This window comes from Pseudomonas grimontii (assembly GCF_007858185.1).
Taxonomy (GTDB): domain Bacteria; phylum Pseudomonadota; class Gammaproteobacteria; order Pseudomonadales; family Pseudomonadaceae; genus Aquipseudomonas; species Aquipseudomonas grimontii.
Map to the genome: position 1 here is coordinate 13454 of NZ_VFES01000032.1, position 16501 is coordinate 29954.

The 16501-nt window shown below is 62.7% G+C and carries 13 protein-coding genes; 9 read left to right on the forward strand and 4 right to left on the reverse strand.

Features of this window, described 5'->3' with window-relative positions:
- Nucleotides 1-18 precede the first annotated feature (18 nt).
- Both FIV39_RS30285 and FIV39_RS30290 read left to right on the forward strand, forming a co-directional pair.
- A complete protein-coding gene (locus FIV39_RS30285) occupies nt 19-1164 on the forward strand; it encodes a MalY/PatB family protein (RefSeq protein WP_090404894.1) in 1146 nt (381 codons plus the stop codon).
- A gap of 266 nt (nt 1165-1430) precedes the next feature.
- On the forward strand, nt 1431-5699 hold the full coding sequence (locus FIV39_RS30290) for a dermonecrotic toxin domain-containing protein (RefSeq protein WP_244176352.1): 4269 nt from the start codon (nt 1431-1433) through the stop codon (nt 5697-5699).
- A gap of 40 nt (nt 5700-5739) precedes the next feature.
- Here FIV39_RS30290 and FIV39_RS30295 read toward each other — a convergent pair whose 3' ends face one another.
- Nucleotides 5740-5955 (reverse strand): TOBE domain-containing protein, encoded by a 216-nt coding sequence (locus tag FIV39_RS30295; RefSeq protein ID WP_090404900.1) that lies wholly within the window; start codon nt 5953-5955, stop codon nt 5740-5742.
- A gap of 411 nt (nt 5956-6366) precedes the next feature.
- On the opposite strand from FIV39_RS30295, the gene FIV39_RS30300 reads away from it, so the two are divergent.
- Genes FIV39_RS30300 through FIV39_RS30310 form a run of 3 tightly spaced genes read left to right on the forward strand, consistent with a single transcriptional unit; the run spans nt 6367 to nt 8889 of the window.
- Nucleotides 6367-7338, forward strand: coding sequence for an aliphatic sulfonate ABC transporter substrate-binding protein (locus FIV39_RS30300; RefSeq protein WP_090404903.1), 972 nt, complete (start codon nt 6367-6369; stop codon nt 7336-7338).
- 10 nt (nt 7339-7348) lie between these two features.
- Nucleotides 7349-8176, forward strand: a complete 828-nt coding sequence (locus tag FIV39_RS30305; RefSeq protein WP_090404905.1) for an ABC transporter permease — start codon at nt 7349-7351, stop codon at nt 8174-8176.
- The gene (locus FIV39_RS30310; RefSeq protein ID WP_090404908.1) at nt 8173-8889 is read left to right on the forward strand and encodes an ABC transporter ATP-binding protein; all 717 of its coding nucleotides are present in this window, start codon (nt 8173-8175) and stop codon (nt 8887-8889) included. The genes FIV39_RS30305 and FIV39_RS30310 overlap by 4 nt, the downstream gene beginning before the upstream one ends.
- 246 nt (nt 8890-9135) lie before the next feature.
- On the opposite strand, the gene FIV39_RS30315 is transcribed toward FIV39_RS30310, so the two are convergent.
- From FIV39_RS30315 to FIV39_RS30325, 3 genes are all read right to left on the reverse strand, one after another.
- Entirely contained in the window at nt 9136-10053 is a 918-nt protein-coding gene (locus FIV39_RS30315; protein ID WP_090404911.1) for a DUF4880 domain-containing protein, read from the reverse strand.
- A complete protein-coding gene (locus FIV39_RS30320; RefSeq protein ID WP_027607930.1) occupies nt 10050-10568 on the reverse strand; it encodes a sigma-70 family RNA polymerase sigma factor in 519 nt (172 codons plus the stop codon). Before FIV39_RS30320 ends, FIV39_RS30315 begins: the two co-directional genes overlap by 4 nt.
- A gap of 91 nt (nt 10569-10659) precedes the next feature.
- A complete protein-coding gene (locus tag FIV39_RS30325) occupies nt 10660-11601 on the reverse strand; it encodes a LysR family transcriptional regulator (RefSeq protein WP_090404914.1) in 942 nt (313 codons plus the stop codon).
- A 115-nt stretch (nt 11602-11716) separates the two neighbouring features.
- On the opposite strand from FIV39_RS30325, the gene FIV39_RS30330 reads away from it, so the two are divergent.
- Genes FIV39_RS30330 through aldA form a run of 4 tightly spaced genes read left to right on the forward strand, consistent with a single transcriptional unit; the run spans nt 11717 to nt 16468 of the window.
- Nucleotides 11717-13012: an MFS transporter gene (locus tag FIV39_RS30330; RefSeq protein ID WP_090404917.1), complete on the forward strand. Its 1296-nt coding sequence runs from the start codon at nt 11717-11719 to the stop codon at nt 13010-13012.
- 16 nt (nt 13013-13028) lie between these two features.
- Nucleotides 13029-14213 (forward strand): L-rhamnonate dehydratase, encoded by a 1185-nt coding sequence (gene rhmD, locus FIV39_RS30335; RefSeq protein WP_090404920.1) that lies wholly within the window; start codon nt 13029-13031, stop codon nt 14211-14213.
- Nucleotides 14214-14223: 10 nt separating this feature from the next.
- Nucleotides 14224-15024, forward strand: coding sequence for an aldolase/citrate lyase family protein (locus FIV39_RS30340; protein WP_090404923.1), 801 nt, complete (start codon nt 14224-14226; stop codon nt 15022-15024).
- A 10-nt stretch (nt 15025-15034) separates the two neighbouring features.
- The gene (gene aldA, locus FIV39_RS30345) at nt 15035-16468 is read left to right on the forward strand and encodes an aldehyde dehydrogenase (RefSeq protein WP_090404927.1); all 1434 of its coding nucleotides are present in this window, start codon (nt 15035-15037) and stop codon (nt 16466-16468) included.
- Nucleotides 16469-16501: the final 33 nt, after the last annotated feature.

Consider the following 16501-nt stretch of genomic DNA (forward strand, 5'->3'; position numbering starts at 1 on the left):
TTCAACCGCGAGCCCCCCATGAGCTTTGATTTCGACACGATCCACCCCCGCCTCGGCACCGGCAGCACCAAGTGGAACCGCTACCCGGCCGATGTGTTGCCGATGTGGATCGCCGACATGGACATCGCCGCGCCGCCGGCCGTGCTGCAGGCCCTGCACGCGCGCCTCGACCAGCAGATTCTCGGCTACAGTGTGGCCGGCCCGGATGTACGCGAGGCCATCGTGGCCGACCTGTGGGCCAAGTACGCCTGGCGCGTGCAGCCCGACGACCTGCTGTTCCTGCCCGGCGTCGAACCGGGTTTCAACATGGCGCTCCACGCCTTCGTGCAGCCCGGCCAGCCGGTGGTGCTGCAAACCCCCAACTACCGCCCGATTCGCCTGGCGCCCGGCCACTGGAACCTGCCGCGTATCGAAGTGCCGTTCGAGTTGAGCAACGCTGAATACATCACGCCAATGCCCGCCCTGCGCAAGGCCCTGAGCGGTGCCGGCGCATTGCTGCTGAGCAACCCGCACAACCCCATGGGCAAGGTCTTCCCCCGCGAGGAACTGCTGGCCGTGGCCAATGCCTGCGTGGAACAGGGCGCGTTGATCATCAGCGACGAAATCCACGCCGAGCTGTGCTTCGACGGCCGTCGCCACATCCCCACCGCCAGCCTCAGCCCTGAGATTGCCCAGCGCACCATCACGCTGATGTCGGCGAGCAAGGCCTACAACGTGGCCGGTTTGAAGACCTGCTTTGCCGTGATCCAGAACGCCGAGATTCGCGAGCGCTTCAACAACGCACGCTGCGGCATGGTCGACAGCGTCAGCCCCCTGGGCCTGGAAGCCACCCGCGCGGCCTACAGCCAGTGCGGCGCATGGCTCGACGCGCTGAAGCAGTACCTGCAAGCCAACCGCGACTACCTGCTCGACGCCGTGCAAACCCGCTTGCCCGGTGTGGTGATGCATGCGCCGCAAGGCACGTTCCTGGCCTGGCTCGATTGCAGCGCCCTGGGCCTGGACGACCCGCAGCAGTTCTTCCTGGAGCAGGCCAAGGTCGGTTTAAGCGCGGGTATCGAATTCGGTGATGACAGCCAGCAGTTCGTGCGCCTGAACTTCGGCTGCCCACGGGCGCTGCTGGAAGAAGGCGTGCAACGCATGGAGCGCAGCTTACAAAACAGATGAGCATGGCGGGAACCGCAGGACCAGGTTTCTACACCCAGGCTTGATGCATGCCCTTGATGGGGCAGTCGAGTTGTAGAACCTTTTGCAGAGCCCGTTATTCCATGATGCAATCAATCCGTAACATCGCCTCCGAGTATTCCTCAGGGACCTACGACGGGGAGGCTGGCCGGGGTCAACCGAGCGACCGATCTACCCCCCTCGATCACCCAGCGCCGGGCCCCGGTTCACTATTCAACATACCGGCGCACTCCACCCTCGGGCGGTGGTTGAAGCAACTGGACAATGCCCTGCGCACTCCCGACTTCAAGCAATGGATGAGGGCAAACGACATTTCACCGTCCAACGTCCAGTTTCATCCGGACACCCAGGCCCTGGACGTGATCATCAATGGCCAGCCCCAAACCTTCACCTTGGACGATCACTCCGGCTTTGCCGCAGTCGCCGGGCCGCTGATACAAGCGGTACAGGCCCTCGGGTTCTGGCCACCGGCCAGCGGCACGCTGCTCAATTACCCGTTCAAACCGTACAACGTGGCCAGTGTCGAAGAGGTGTCGCAGTTCTATGGCGTGAGCCAATCCGACGCGCAGGCCGTCAGCGAAATGCTCCGAAGCCAGACGTTCCCCACGCTCCCCGGCACTGACCCTCGGCGAGGCGACGCAGCCCTGGCGGCACAACAGCGCATCGTCGGTGATATGCATGACCGGCATCAGCTCATGGAAGGCCTGGCCCGGGTGTTGATCGGCTTGCCTCCACCACCTGCCGCCATCCAGGCCATGGCCCGCGACTTGAGCAGCAACAGCATCAACGTGTCCGCAGGTTCCTCCTACAGCCAGGCCTATCATCACGGCGAACCCGCTCGCGCCACCCTTGCGCAACTCCTGCAGACATCAGGCAAGCAACTGCCGAAAACCACCAATGAACTCAAGCGCCTGCTGCGCGAGCTCACCGCGCTCGGGCCGCCCAACCCTAACGTGGTGCACGACAAAGCCCGGTATGAGGCCTTGATACTGGGCACATACGCGGCGCTGCCGAACGTGCGCGACGAGGCCAAAAAATGGGCGGAAGCAATCATCCTCAACCTGACCGGGTTCACGGTGGATGCCAATACGGTGTTCTTGAACCGCTTTGGAAACGCGCAATCCACGACCTCGGCCACCGGTTGGGAGCACAGGGGCGAAGAGCCGATACGCTCGCAAGCCTTGCCGGATGCACTGCTCAGCAATTTCAATGAACAGGACGCGCTGCCGGGTGTACTTGACCAGGATGCGGGGTTGTACAAAGTCGGCGCCGGGTACAGTCAAAAAGGCGGTTACGGCGCCCATAACCAGTTCCCGCTCGCCCCTTCGGCGCTGATGCACGAAAGCTGGAAAACCAACTTTCAACTACACATCACCGACAAACTGGAGCGTTTCTGGCAAGACCATGGTGCTGATTACCGTACCGCCCTGAAGGGTGAGTTTGTCGCCCAGGCACGCGCACAACTCAAGCACCATGAGCTGGCCTCAGCCGACGAACGTCAGCAACTGCCGGCGGAGCAACGCTTTACGGCGGATGACTATCGCCTCGTCATGGGCGCCGCCTCCAATCTGCCACTGGATAAACACAAACCCCTGACCGTCAAGCAGTTGCAGGCAACGGCGCCGGTAAAGGGCGCAGTGATAACCCATGTGTTTGACCTCAACGGTTTTCAATCAACTGACATCCTGCGTTTTAGCGGAAACGGTGGCGTACAGGTGCTCTATATCCCCGGCCACCAACCTGCGTTTCTTCGATTCGAGTCCCTTGAAAAAATGGACCAATGGGTCGCCGACCAGGGCAAGGATGCCGATAAAAGCCAGGCACTGGCGTCACATTTTTCGCTGCGGGACCGACAAGACAACGACAGCGGTTTCTGGACCGATGTGAAAATGTTCTTCACCGCCGACGACACGCCGAACAAAGGTGTCGATACCGCCTTGAAATACCTGGGCAACGGGTATTGGGACAATATCGAAGGGACGATTATCGACAGCGCCAATGTGCGTATCCTGGGCGACGTCTTCAGCGCCATGAGGGACGCTACCCGGCAGCGCATGACCAGCGACGCGGACGTGATGATCAAATCCGACAGCGAGGTCACCCGCGACACCTGGCTGAACGACTTGACCGCCGCAGCGGGACTCGCGGCCAAATTTGCAGTGATTGCCGAGCCGATTGTCATCGGCGCAGCCTTGGCCAGCGCGATTGCAGAGACCGTAGTGGGTCTCGAAAAAACCAAGTCAGGTGATACCCAGGCAGAACGTCAGCAAGGTGCCTCCACCCTTCTGGACGGTATGCTCAACACGTTGTTTTCGGTGCTGGGTGGGGTCGGAAGCACGGAACATGAGGCCCTCGAGCGACCGTCCACGCTGTCGCTGCGCGACGAACTATTTGCCGACGGCCAACGCGCTCAGGTCATTGACCACCCCTTAAGCGAAAGCGCCTACACACTGCCCCGCGCCAAGGGTTACGACCTGGTGGACGGTGACGGCGTGTATCGCTACCTGAACGACAAACCCGGCGAGTTGAGCGACCTGGAATCGCTCAAGGGCAACGAGCCCCTGGACACCTTCGAAGCGGTCTGCAGCGCCTCTTCGATCGGTCAGCGCGTGCGGCGTGCGGTCAGCGAGGATTGCTTCGCCAAGATCATCGCCAACCTTCCCAAGCCGGAGCAGCAGCTTCAGGCCATGGAGCATGTACGCCTATTCCCGTCCAAAGCCGGTGTCTTCAGCAAAAGCCGGCAGGTGATCTACGAAAAACGCGTGTACACCATGGCCGAAACGCAAGCGGGTTCACAGTTGATCCCGGTCGCCAATGCCAAGCGCATCATCTATAAAAACCGGGTGAGCGGCAAAATCATTGCCGACCCGGGTTTTGGCTTCTACTCAGGCGCCGCCTCGGGGAAGCTTGCGCAGCAGACACGGGTGGTCAGGCTCAATAAGATCAGCAATAGCGTCGATGATCAGCGCCAACTCAGGGCGGTTGTAGTCAATCGCGGCGCAGAGCACTACCTGGTCGTAGAGGCGGACACCGCAGAGTTCTATTACGCCCCCATGGGCAAGGCACGCACGGGCGATATCACCTTCAAAAAGTGCAGCCCCTTCGAACTGGACCTCGTACAGGACTACCGCAAGTTCTTGAGCCGCAATCACAGCATGCAGGCGCTGGATGCCGATTTGGTCGCACTGCCCAAGCTCAAGGGCGCTTACGAACTGCTGCGTGCATCAGGCTACACAGAGGCCGATATTGACGCGCTGAAAAAACTCTGCAAACCGCTCACCGATGAACAACAACGGGAAGTGGTCTACCAACTGCAGCGGGCCCGCGCCATTACCCCGCCCGATGTGGCGCTGCGCCCCCAGCGTGTGACAGCCCTTGAAAAACCCTCGGACTTCTCAAGCTGGCCTGCCAGGCAGCAGAACCAGTTTTACGCCGAGAACGCCAAGCACAATGTAAAACTGGCACTCAAGGCCACTGGGCTCGGGCCGGGCAACATGGTGCGCTCGGCGGGCGACCTGGCCAGGGGGGACGCGGCTTCGATGACGCTCGGCTGGCTCCGTCGCACCGCCGACTTACGCGCGCCGAATGCCGCCAACCTAGTCATGAAATCCGGCGCCGGCAATTGCGGTGAAATGGCCCTGCTGTCCAGGGACATCGTGCGCAGGAGTGGCGGCCTGGCGCACGAATGGGGCGCCGGCACCCAGCATTCATTCACGGTGATTGGTGGGCCTTCAGGCCTGGCCGAAACGAGCATCGATTTCTCCGGACCTGCCTGGGCAGACGCCTGGATCGTCGACCCCTGGGCTGATATCGCTTGCCCCGCATCGGACTACATACGGCAGTTGAAAGCCACGATGAGCAAATGGGAGGCCGCCGGCTGGAAAATCCGCGAGGGCAACCAAGCCGATATGAGCCCCTTGGACCCCGACTGGATGGACACCCTCATCAAAGAGCCTAAGCGCCGTTACCTATCCGACACTGAAACTACTCCCGCCGAACGGGTCGTGCCCCGCCTGCCCAGGAGGCCCGCCGAGGCCACTGTCCATGTCGCCATGGGCGAATCGACAACACTCGCCAAAAGCAACGAGGCGCTGTCGACACGGAACCTGTCCGACTGTTCGGCGCTGGCGGTACTCACCGACTGGAACGGCAGCACCTACCAGACCCGCACGCTGATGCACCTGACCGGCAGTAACCTGGAGCTGGGCTTGCGAGGCAATACCCAGGAACTGCTGGAGACCTTACGAACCTCATTGGAAAAAGGTGGACGCGTGATCTGGGTGGGAGGTGTCAACAGCCAATCCATCCAAGGGATGGCGACTGTCATTGGACAAGAGTTCCAAGGGCAACAGCCCCTGAGAAACCTACTCAAGGAGCGGCCCGGTGTGACTGTGACGATTGCCGGCTCGGCAGGTGTGACGGTCAAAGCCGACGGCAGCTTCGAGCTGATCCCGGAGACGGGCAAGGGCGTGTTCAGTACCGAAACGATCCGGCAGATCTTCGACCGTATCGACTGAGCCGGGCAGCCGCCCCCGAACGCTGTTCGGGGGCACTCATTTACAGCTTGGCGATGGACACTTCGGTGGACTTCACGAAGGCAATCACTTCGCTGCCGACTTTCAATTCCAAGTCACGCACCGAGCGGGTGGTGATCACCGAGGTGACGATGCCTGAAGCAGTTTGCACGTCGATTTCCGACACCACTTCTCCTAGCAGAATGTCCTTGATCACGCCCTTGAACTGGTTGCGCACGTTGATCGCTTTAATGGTCATGTCGGCTTTCCTTTTGGCTGTTGGGTCAATCCGCACGAATGCGCAGGCCCTCAAAGTGCGCTCTGCGCAAAAAAATTAAAAGGAATATATAACTCTTTATTTATTCCATAAAAACATATGCAAACTGTTGCCTGACGAACAGCCTATCAACAATTTGCTCCCCCCGTAGCAGCTGCCGAGCGCAAGCGAGGCTGCGTTGGCCGCAACTCGAGCCTGAATCTGCAGCGCGCCTGACGCAGCCTCGCTTGCGCTCCGCAGCTGCTACGGATTGGGATACGGCGATATCTACGCGGGGTAGCGGTGGCCTTGGCATAGAGACTGCATATTCCTGTAAAGCATGATGGAGCATGCTGAATCAGTTTTATGAATATAAGAAAAGCCTTCTCCCCATGCCTTGCCCGGAGCTGTTCCATGAAACCCTTCACCCAGCGTTTACTCGGCGCCTGCGCCCTCGTCCTGTGCCTGCAATCGCAGGCATATGCCGCCGAAACCGATCCCGCCAACGTCAACCTTGACTACGCCTACTACTCGCCGGTCAGCCTGGTGCTCAAGCACTTCGGCTGGCTGGAGCAGGCCCTGCCCAACAGCAAGGTCGGCTGGGTACTGAGCCAGGGCAGCAATCGGTCTCTGGAATATCTCAACAGCGGCGGCGTGGATTTCGCTTCGTCCGCCAGCTTGTCCGCCGTGTTGAGCCGGGCCAACGGCAGCCCGATCAAATCGGTGTACGTCTACAGCCGCGCCGAATGGACGGCCCTGATGGTGCGCAAGGACTCACCACTCAACAGCGTCAACGACCTGAAGGGCAAGAAAATCGCTGCCACCAAAGGCACCGACCCGTACCTGTTCACCCTGCGCAGCCTGCAACAGGCCGGGCTGAAAAAAGACGATGTGGAACTGGTGCACCTGCAACACCCCGACGGCCGCACCGCCCTGGAAAAAGGTGACGTGGACGCCTGGGCCGGTCTCGATCCGCACATGGCCGCCAGTCAAATCCAGGCCGGTTCGCGCCTGCTGTACCGCAACAAAGACTTCAACAGCTATGGCGTGGTGAGCGTCACCGAGACGTTCGCCAAGGCGCACCCGCAAACCATCACCAAGGTGTTGGGCGCTTATGAAAAAGCGCGTGACTGGGCAGTGAAGCACCCGGATGAATTCGCCAAGTTGCTGGCCGACGAATCCGGCCTGCCGCTGGAAGTCGCCAAGCTGCAATTGTCGCGCACCGACCTGAGCACGCCGTGGTTGAGCGCCAAGGATGTGCAGTCGTCCAAGGCCGCGGCGCCGATCCTGGTGTCCGAGGAATTGGTACGCCGTGGGGTGAATGTGGACCAGGTGATCGATCAACTGATCGACCCTTCGTTTGGCCAAACCCTGCCGCAGCAGTAAGGGGCATGTAATGACCAGCAAAAGCCAAGCGTTGCCCCTTCCGGTTCCCGTGGTCAGCCAGCGCAACGCCTGGCCACGGCGGTTCAAAGGCCTGGTCTTGCCGGTGCTGATCCTGTTGATCCTGGAAGTGGTCGTGCGGGTCGGCTGGCTACCGTCCTACCAGATGCCGGCGCCCAGCGAGATCGCCGTGACCCTCACCGACCTGGCCGAAGGCGCGTTGTGGAAACACATCAGCGCCAGTCTCGCGCGGGTGCTGCTGGGCTTTGCCATCGGCGCCAGCCTGGCCCTGGTGTTCGCCGCCTGGGTCGGTTTGAGCCGTGAGGCCGAAGCCTACCTGGAACCGACCTTCGCCGGCCTGCGGTCGATCCCGAGCCTGGCCTGGGTGCCCCTGCTGCTGTTGTGGCTGGGCATCGATGAAACCTCGAAGATTGTGCTGATCGCCATTGGCGCGTTTTTCCCGGTGTACCTCAATGGCGTCGCGGCGATTCGCGATATTGATCGCAAGCTGGTGGAAGTCGGGCAAATGTACGCTTTCAGTCGCCGTCGCCTGGTGCGGCGCGTGCTGCTGCCCGCCGCCCTGCCCGGCCTGTTTACCGGGCTGCGCAGTGGCTTGAGCCTGGCGTGGATGTTCCTTGTGGCGGCCGAACTGATCGCGGCCACCAAGGGCCTGGGTTACCTGCTCAGCGATGGGCGGGAAACCTCACGGCCCGACATTGTGCTGGCCGCCATAATCGTGTTGGCGCTGCTGGGCAAGGTCAGCGACGGCCTGCTTGCGGCGCTGGAGAAACGCTGCCTGGCCTGGCGCGACACCTTCACTGGTCAAGGAGCGGAACAATGAGTACGCAGCCGCTATTGGATATTCGGGTGGAGCGTAAAAGCTTTGCCAGCACCACCGTATTGAAAGACGTGCGCCTGGCCTTGCAGCCTCGCGAAGCGGTCAGCCTGCTGGGCCCCAGTGGCTGCGGCAAAAGTACTTTGCTACGGATCGTCGCCGGGCTGGAAAAGGACTTCCAGGGCGCACTGCGCAGCCCCGACGGCCACGTGGCGTTTGTGTTCCAGGAACCGCGCCTGATGCCTTGGCTCACGGTGGAGCAGAACATCGGTTTCAGCGATGACAACCACTACGACAGGGCCTGGGTCACGCAATTGATCGAGGAAGTCGGCCTCAAGGGCTTCACCCAGGCACTGCCCAAAGCGTTGTCCGGTGGCATGGCGCAGCGGGTGGCGATCGCACGCGGCCTGTATTCACGCCCGCAGGTGTTGTTGCTGGATGAGCCGTTCAGCGCGGTGGATGCCTTCACCCGCATGAAGCTGCAGGACTTGCTGCTGCAACTGGCGGCGCATCACGCCATCGCCTTGTTGCTGGTGACCCATGATGTGGATGAGGCGCTGTACCTGAGTGACCGGGTGCTGGTGATGGACAACCGGCCGAGCAGTATTCGCCAGGAGCTGGCGGTCGACCTGCCACACCCGAGGGATCGGCGTGATCCGTTGCTGGCGCAGCTTAAGGCGCGAGCCTTGACCGAGTTGCAGCGGGCCCATGTGATCTGAGGGCTGTTAGCAACCTGTGGTGAGCGGGCTTGTTGTGGTGAGCGGGCTTGCCCCGCGTTGGGCTGCGAAGCGGCCCTAAAACCAGCCACCGCGATCAGGCAGGATAGTGGCGGTGACCCTATGAGGGGCCGCTACGCGCCCCAACGCGGGGCAAGCCCGCTCGCCACAGTTACAGTGTTCCTCCTTAACTGACTGGCATTAGGGCAAGCCTGCTCACCGCAACAAGCAGGCTTGCCACAAACCGCATCACGCCGCCTTGCGCAGGCTCACCCAATAACGCGTTCGAGATTGCACCTCCAACCCCAGGGTCGAGGCCAGCAGGTTGAGGATGCGGTCGGTGTCATCCAAGCGAAAACTGCCGGTGACCCGCAGCGTTTCCAGGCGGGGATCCCAGCGCAACACGCCCGGTCGATAACGCTCCAGCTCGCGCAAAAAATCCCCGAGCAACTGGTTCTGCGCGGTCAACACGCCGTCGCGCCAGCCCAGTTGCAGCACATCGAACGGCACCCAGGCGCCAAGTCCGCCAGCTTTCAACGGCGCTTGCTGGCCACCCTGCAATGTGGCCAGGTTGCCGCTCAACTCACGCACCTGCACCGCGCCCTTGAGCACCGACACCAGGCATCCGGAAGACAGTTGCCGCACGCACACTTCAGCCTGGCTGACGAGCAATTGGCCGTAGCGGGTTTGCACCGTCATCGCCGCCGTGCCCGGAATGTTCAGCGCCAGTTCACCGTCGACCAGGGTGATGCGCCGTTGTGCCAGGTCCACGTCCACGGCTGTCGCCGTATTCAGTTGCAGGCTGCCACCTTCGGCCAACGGCATGCGTTTACGTTCGCCGGTGGCGGTGTGCAAGTCGGCGCGCCACGCTTCGATGGGCAACTGACGGCTGATCAACCACGCCGCCGGCACCAGCGCCGCCACCCCCAGGGTGCGCTTGAGCACGGCACGCCGCCCCGGTTGCGGGCGGTCGAGGCTGGCCATGGCGAGCGCCTGGGGCAAGTCGCTGAAACGCTGGCGCAAGGTCTGGGCTTTCTGCCAGGTCTGTTCGTGCTGGGGATGGCTGTCGCGCCAGTGCTGCAACGCGGCGTGATCGCGCTCCGTGGCGGCGCCGGACTCGAGCAGCGCCAGCCACTCGGCAGCGGCGCGCGCGACGTCGCGGCTCACAGCTCCACCAGCAGGCAATGCTCATAGGCCTGGGCCATGTAGCGCTTCACCGTACGTTCGGACACGTCAAGGCGCTCGGCAATCTCGCGATAACCCAGGCCTTCCAGCTGGCTCCACAGAAACGCGCGGCGCACCAGTACCGGCAAGCCGTCGAGCAATTCATCCAGGGCTTGCAGGGTTTCCAGCACCAGCCAGCGCTGTTCGGGCGACGGTACACAGGTGTCGGGCAAGGTGGCCAGGGCATTCAGGTAAGCCTGTTCCAGACTGCGGCGCTGATGGAAATTCACCAGCAGGCGCTTGCCCACCGTCACCAGGTACGCCCGGGGTTCCTGCATCTGCGCAATCGGCTGGGCGCTGGCGAGCACGCGCAAGAACGTATCCTGGCTGAGGTCGGCCGCATCCCAGGCATTGCCCAGGCGCCGCCGCAGCCAGCTTTCCAGCCAGCTGCGATGGTCGCGGTACAAACTCGATAGCGTCAGTTCGGGGGCGTGCGTGGGGACAACAGCATCATTCATGGCAACAACCTGCACGGCGCGATTGAGTCTCAAATGAGATTCATTCTATTTAATATCGTGCCGGGACACCATGATCTTTTCAACCTCGCGTTTACAGCATCGCCGCCTTCTGCCGCAGCAGGTCAATAAACAAGCCCAATTCGCGGCTCACCCCCTCGCCCTTGCGCAACAGCATGCCAAACGGCGCCAGCCGCACGTCCAGGGCCACCGGCAGCGCCACCACCAGGCCCATCTTCAGATAATCACGCAGGGCACTTTCCGACAGCACCATCACCGCGTCGGTCAATTGGATCAACTGCTGCATGGAGTACACCGAGCTGCATTCGATGATGTCCGCCGGACTCGGCAGCGCCAGGTCTTGCAGGGCCTGGTCAAAACCGATACGCGCCGGGCTGGTTTGCGGTTGCAGGATCCACGGCCAGTCGCGTACCAGCTCCGTCAACGATAGCCGACCGCGCCGGGCCAACGGGTGGCCGGCGTGCACCACCACCAGCAGGCGCTCGTTGCCCAGGGGTTCGAAGCTGTAGTGCTCGCTGTCGGTGGCGGCAGTGCGCCGGGAGATGGCCATGTCGATGCGCCCCTGCTCCAGCAACTGGATCACCTGGTCGCTGGTGTCGCCCATGATGCGGATACGCAGTTGCGGGTTGAGCGCCTTGATCTGCGCAATGCAGTCCATCACCAAGTCCGGCGCGGCGCCCATGATGGTGCCGATGGACAAGTAGCCATAGCCGCCCTGCTGGCGCGCCATCAGGTCTTCGGCGCAACGGTCGAGGCCACTCAGCGCCGATTCGGCAAAGTTGATCAGCTGCTGGCCGAGCGCTGTAGGACGCATCCCACGTGGCAAACGCTCGAACAGGTCACAGCCGAACATGTCCTCGATTTCGCGCAGCATGCGCGTGGCCGCCGGTTGCGACATGTTCAGCGCCTGCGAGGCGCGGTGCAGGTTCTGGCTGGAACTCAGCGCCACCAGCATATGCAGGTGCTTGTAGCGCAGGCGGTTGAACAGGCTGGGAGAGATCGTGGGACTACGCATTTTTTCCTTATTATCGATACCCTGAGGTTATCGGTTGTAAGCGAGATTCGATTTGTAGCGCATTGCTCGGCCGCCGTACAGTCCGGTCCATAAGAACAAAACAACGGACTTCCTCATGAAAACCCTGCCCGCGCCCTTGCTCGCCAAGATTTCCTGGCGGCTGCTGCCCTTCCTGCTGCTGATGTACATCATGGCGTTTCTCGACCGCGCCAACGTCGGGTTCGCCAAGCAAGCCTTCCAGGCCGACACCGGCTTGAGCGATGCCGCCTTCGCCTTTGGCGCCGGTGTGTTCTTCGTCGGCTACGCGCTGCTGGAAGTGCCGAGCAACCTGATCCTGCACCGCGTCGGCGCCCGCCTGTGGATGTGCCGGATCATGGTCAGCTGGGGCCTGATTTCGGCGGCGATGGTGTTCGCCCATGACGAAACCAGCTTCTACGTGCTGCGTTTTTTGCTGGGCGTGGCCGAAGCCGGATTCTTCCCCGGCGTGATCCTCTACCTCACCTACTGGTTCCCCCAGGCCGTGCGCGGCAAGGCCATGGGCTTCTTCTACTTTGGCGCGCCCCTGGCCTTTATCTTCGGCAGCCCGTTGTCCGGCTTGCTGTTGGAGATGGATGGCTTCGGGGGGATTCACGGCTGGCAATGGCTGTTCGCCGTGGAAGGCTTGATGGCCAGCGCGGTAGGCATCTGGGCCTACTGGTACCTGGACAATCGGCCGGCCGACGCCACGTGGCTGAGCGTGGACGAGCGCGAGCAAATCCAGAAGCTGCTCGACCAGGAAGACCAACACAAAACCTCCCATGGCCGCAGCCTGCTGACCGTGTTGTGCCAACCCTCGGTGCTGTACTTGTGCCTGGTGTACCTGCTGATCCAGGCCAGCGTGTACGGCGTGGTGTTTTACCTGCCCACCCAAGTGGGCGGCCTGCTCGGCACCAAGGTCGGCTTGATGGTCGGGCTGGTCTCGGCGATTCCCTGGGTCTGCGCGCTGTTCGCCGCCTGGTGGATCCCCGGTTATTCCGACCGCACCGGCGAACGCCGCCGCACCGCCTGCCTGACGTTATTGATGGCCGCCGCCGGCATCGCCTGCTCGGTGACCTTCGCCAATCCGCTGCTGGGCATGCTCGCGCTGTGCTTTGCCGCGTCGGGCTTTATCGCGGTGCAGCCGGTGTTCTGGACCTTCCCATCCAGCTACCTGGCCGGCAGCGCCGCCGCAGCCGGCATTGCGCTGATCAATTCGTTCGGTGCCCTCGGCGGCTTTATCGCCCCGGTGATCAAGCACTGGGCCGAAGGCGCCTTCGATTCCCCGGCGGCCGGTTTGTACCTGCTGTCCGCCACCACGGTACTGGCTGCACTGCTGGTACTGGGCATCCATTCACCCGGCCGCACCGCGTCGAACACGCCGGCCACGGTTTAATTCCAGGAGTCATACCATGGGTCATCTCACCATCAAACACGTGCGCGCCTTTGTCCTGCGAGGCGGCGGCGCCGATTATCACGACCAGGGCGACGGCCATTGGATCGACGACCATATTTCCACGCCCATGAGCAAATACCCGGAGTACCGCCAGAGCCGCCGCAGCTTCGGCATCAACGTGCTCGGCACCCTGGTCGTGGAGATCGAAGCCAGCGACGGCACCGTCGGTTTCGCGGTGACCACCGGCGGTGAACCGGCGGCGTATATCGTCGAGAAACACCTGGCGCGTTTTATCGAAGGCGCACGTGTGACGGACATCGAGAAGATCTGGGACCAGATGTACCAGTCCACCCTCTACTACGGTCGCAAGGGCCTGGTGATCAACACCATTTCCGGGGTGGACCTGGCGCTGTGGGATCTGCTCGGCAAGATCCGCCAGGAGCCGGTGCACCAGTTGCTCGGCGGCGCGGTGCGCGACGAGTTGCAGTTCTACGCCACCGGTGCGCGCCCGGACCTGGCGCAGAAGATGGGCTTTATCGGCGGCAAGATGCCCCTGCACCACGGCCCCAGCGAAGGCGAAGAAGGCCTGCGCAAAAACCTCGAAGCCCTGGCAACCATGCGTGAACGGGTCGGTCCGGACTTCTGGCTGATGCTCGACTGCTGGATGAGCCTGGATGTGAACTACGCCACCAAACTGGCGATTGGTGCCCACGAACACGGTCTCAAGTGGATCGAGGAAGCGCTGTCCCCCGACGACTACTGGGGCTACGCCGCCCTGCGCAACAACGTGCCAAAAGGCATGTTGGTGACCACCGGCGAACATGAAGCCACGCGCTGGGGCTTCCGCATGCTCCTGGAAATGGGCTGCTGCGACATCATCCAGCCGGATGTCGGTTGGTGCGGCGGCCTCACCGAACTGGTGAAAATCTCCGCCCTGGCCGATGCCCACAACGCAATGGTCGTGCCCCACGGCTCGTCGGTGTACAGCTACCACTTTGTTGCCACCCGTCATAACAGCCCGTTCGCCGAGTTCCTGATGATGGCGCCGAAGGCCGATGAAGTGGTGCCGATGTTCCACCCGCAACTGCTCGGCGAGCCGGTACCGATGAATGGCCGCATGCGCTTGTCGGTACTCGACAAGCCCGGTTTCGGCGTAGACCTGAACCCGGATTGCCAGCTGCATCGCCCGTACAATCGCTGAGGAAAACGCCATGAATATGCCCCGTAACGGCTTCAAGGCCGCCCTGGCCAAGGACGCCACCCAATATGGCATCTGGGCCGGTTTTGCCACCGGCTACGCCGCCGAAATCGTCGCCGGCCTCGGCTACGACTGGATGCTGATCGACGGCGAACACGCGCCTAACACCGTGCCGAGCGTGCTCAACCAATTGCAAACCGTTGCGCCCTACTCCACCGCGCCGGTGGTGCGTGCGGTCAATGGTGACGCGAGCCTGATCAAGCAACTGCTCGACGTCGGCGCCCAGACCCTGATGATTCCCATGGTGGAAACCGCCGAACAGGCCCAGGCCCTGGTGCGTGCCATGCGTTATCCGCCCCACGGCATTCGTGGCGTCGGCGGCGGCCTGACCCGCGCCACCCGTTGGGACGGGGTAGCGAACTACCTGCAAACCGCCCATGAGGAGCTGTGCCTGATCGTGCAGGTGGAGTCGCGCCTGGGCGTGGAAAACGTCGCGGCGATTGCTGCCGTTGAGGGCGTGGATGCGGTGTTTATCGGCCCCGCCGACCTGTCCATCGGCCTCGGTCACGCCGGCAACCCCGGCCACCCTGACGTGCAGGAGCGCATCCAGCATGCGGTGGAGGCCACCCTCGCCGCCGGCAAGGCCAGCGGCATCCTGGCGCCCAACGAAGACGACGCACGCCGCTACCAGGCCTGGGGTTGCCGCTTTATCGCGGTGGCCATCGACATCAGCCTGCTGCGCCAGAGCGCCCTGGCCACCCTGGCCCGCTACCGCCCCGCGGCTGAAACGAACGCGCCATCGCGCACTTACTGAGGAGCTGCCCATGTCATCCGTTCCCGTGTACCAGAACTTTATCAACGGCCGCTTTACCCCAAGCCAGGCGCACATCGATGTGCTCAACCCGGCGACCGGGGCCTTGTTGTCCAAGGTCCCGGCGTCCACCGCCGACGACGTCGACCAGGCCCTCGCCGCGGCCCGCGCTGCGCAAAAGGACTGGGCACGCAAACCCGCGATCGAACGCGCCGGGCACCTGCGCCGCATCGCCGCCAAGCTGCGCGAGAACGTCGCCCACCTGGCCCGCACCATCACCCTGGAACAAGGCAAGGTCAGCGGCCTGGCCGAGGTCGAAGTGAACTTCACCGCCGACTACCTCGACTACATGGCCGAATGGGCGCGGCGCATCGAAGGCGAGATCATCACCAGCGACCGCCCCAACGAAAACATCTTCCTGTTTCGCAAACCGTTGGGCGTGGTGGCCGGGATCCTGCCGTGGAACTTCCCGTTCTTCCTGATCGCCCGCAAGCTGGCCCCGGCGCTGCTCACCGGCAACACCATCGTGATCAAGCCCAGCGAAGAAACCCCGAACAACTGCTTTGAATTCGCCAAACTGGTGGCCCAGACCGACCTGCCCGCCGGCGTGTTCAACGTGGTGTGCGGCGATGGCCAGGTCGGCGCTGCACTGACTGCCCACAAGGGCGTGGACATGATCAGCTTCACCGGCAGCGTCGCCACCGGTTCACGCATCATGGCCGCCGCCGCGCCGAACATCACCAAGCTCAACCTGGAGCTGGGTGGCAAGGCGCCGGCCATCGTGCTGGCGGATGCCGACCTCGACCTGGCGGTCAAAGCCATCCGCGATTCGCGCATCATCAACACCGGCCAGGTGTGCAACTGCGCCGAGCGCGTGTACGTGGAGCGCAAGGTTGCCGAACAATTCATCGAGCGTATCAGCACGGCCATGTCCGCGACCCGCTACGGCGATCCGCTGGCCCTGGCCGATGCGGAAATGGGCCCGCTGATCAACCGCCAGGGCCTGGACAACGTCAACCGCAAAGTGCGCACCGCCCTGAGCCAGGGCGCCACGCTGGTCAGCGGCGGGCAGATCGCCGACCTGGGTGCCGGCTTTCACTTCCAGCCGACGGTATTGGCCGGGTGCCGGGCCGATATGGAGATCATGCGCGAAGAGATCTTCGGCCCGGTGCTGCCGATCCAGATTGTCGACGACCTCGACGAAGCCATCGCCCTGGCCAATGACTGCGACTACGGCCTGACCTCGTCGATCTACACCCGTGACCTCGGCAAGGCCATGCACGCGGTGCGCGAGATCGACTTCGGCGAAACCTACGTCAACCGCGAGAACTTCGAAGCCATGCAAGGCTTCCATGCCGGCGTGCGCAAATCCGGAATCGGCGGCGCCGATGGCAAGCACGGCCTCTACGAGTACACCCATACCCATGTGGTGTACCTGCAGAGCTGAGGTGGTGAAACGGGCTGGTGCGCGGTAGCGTGC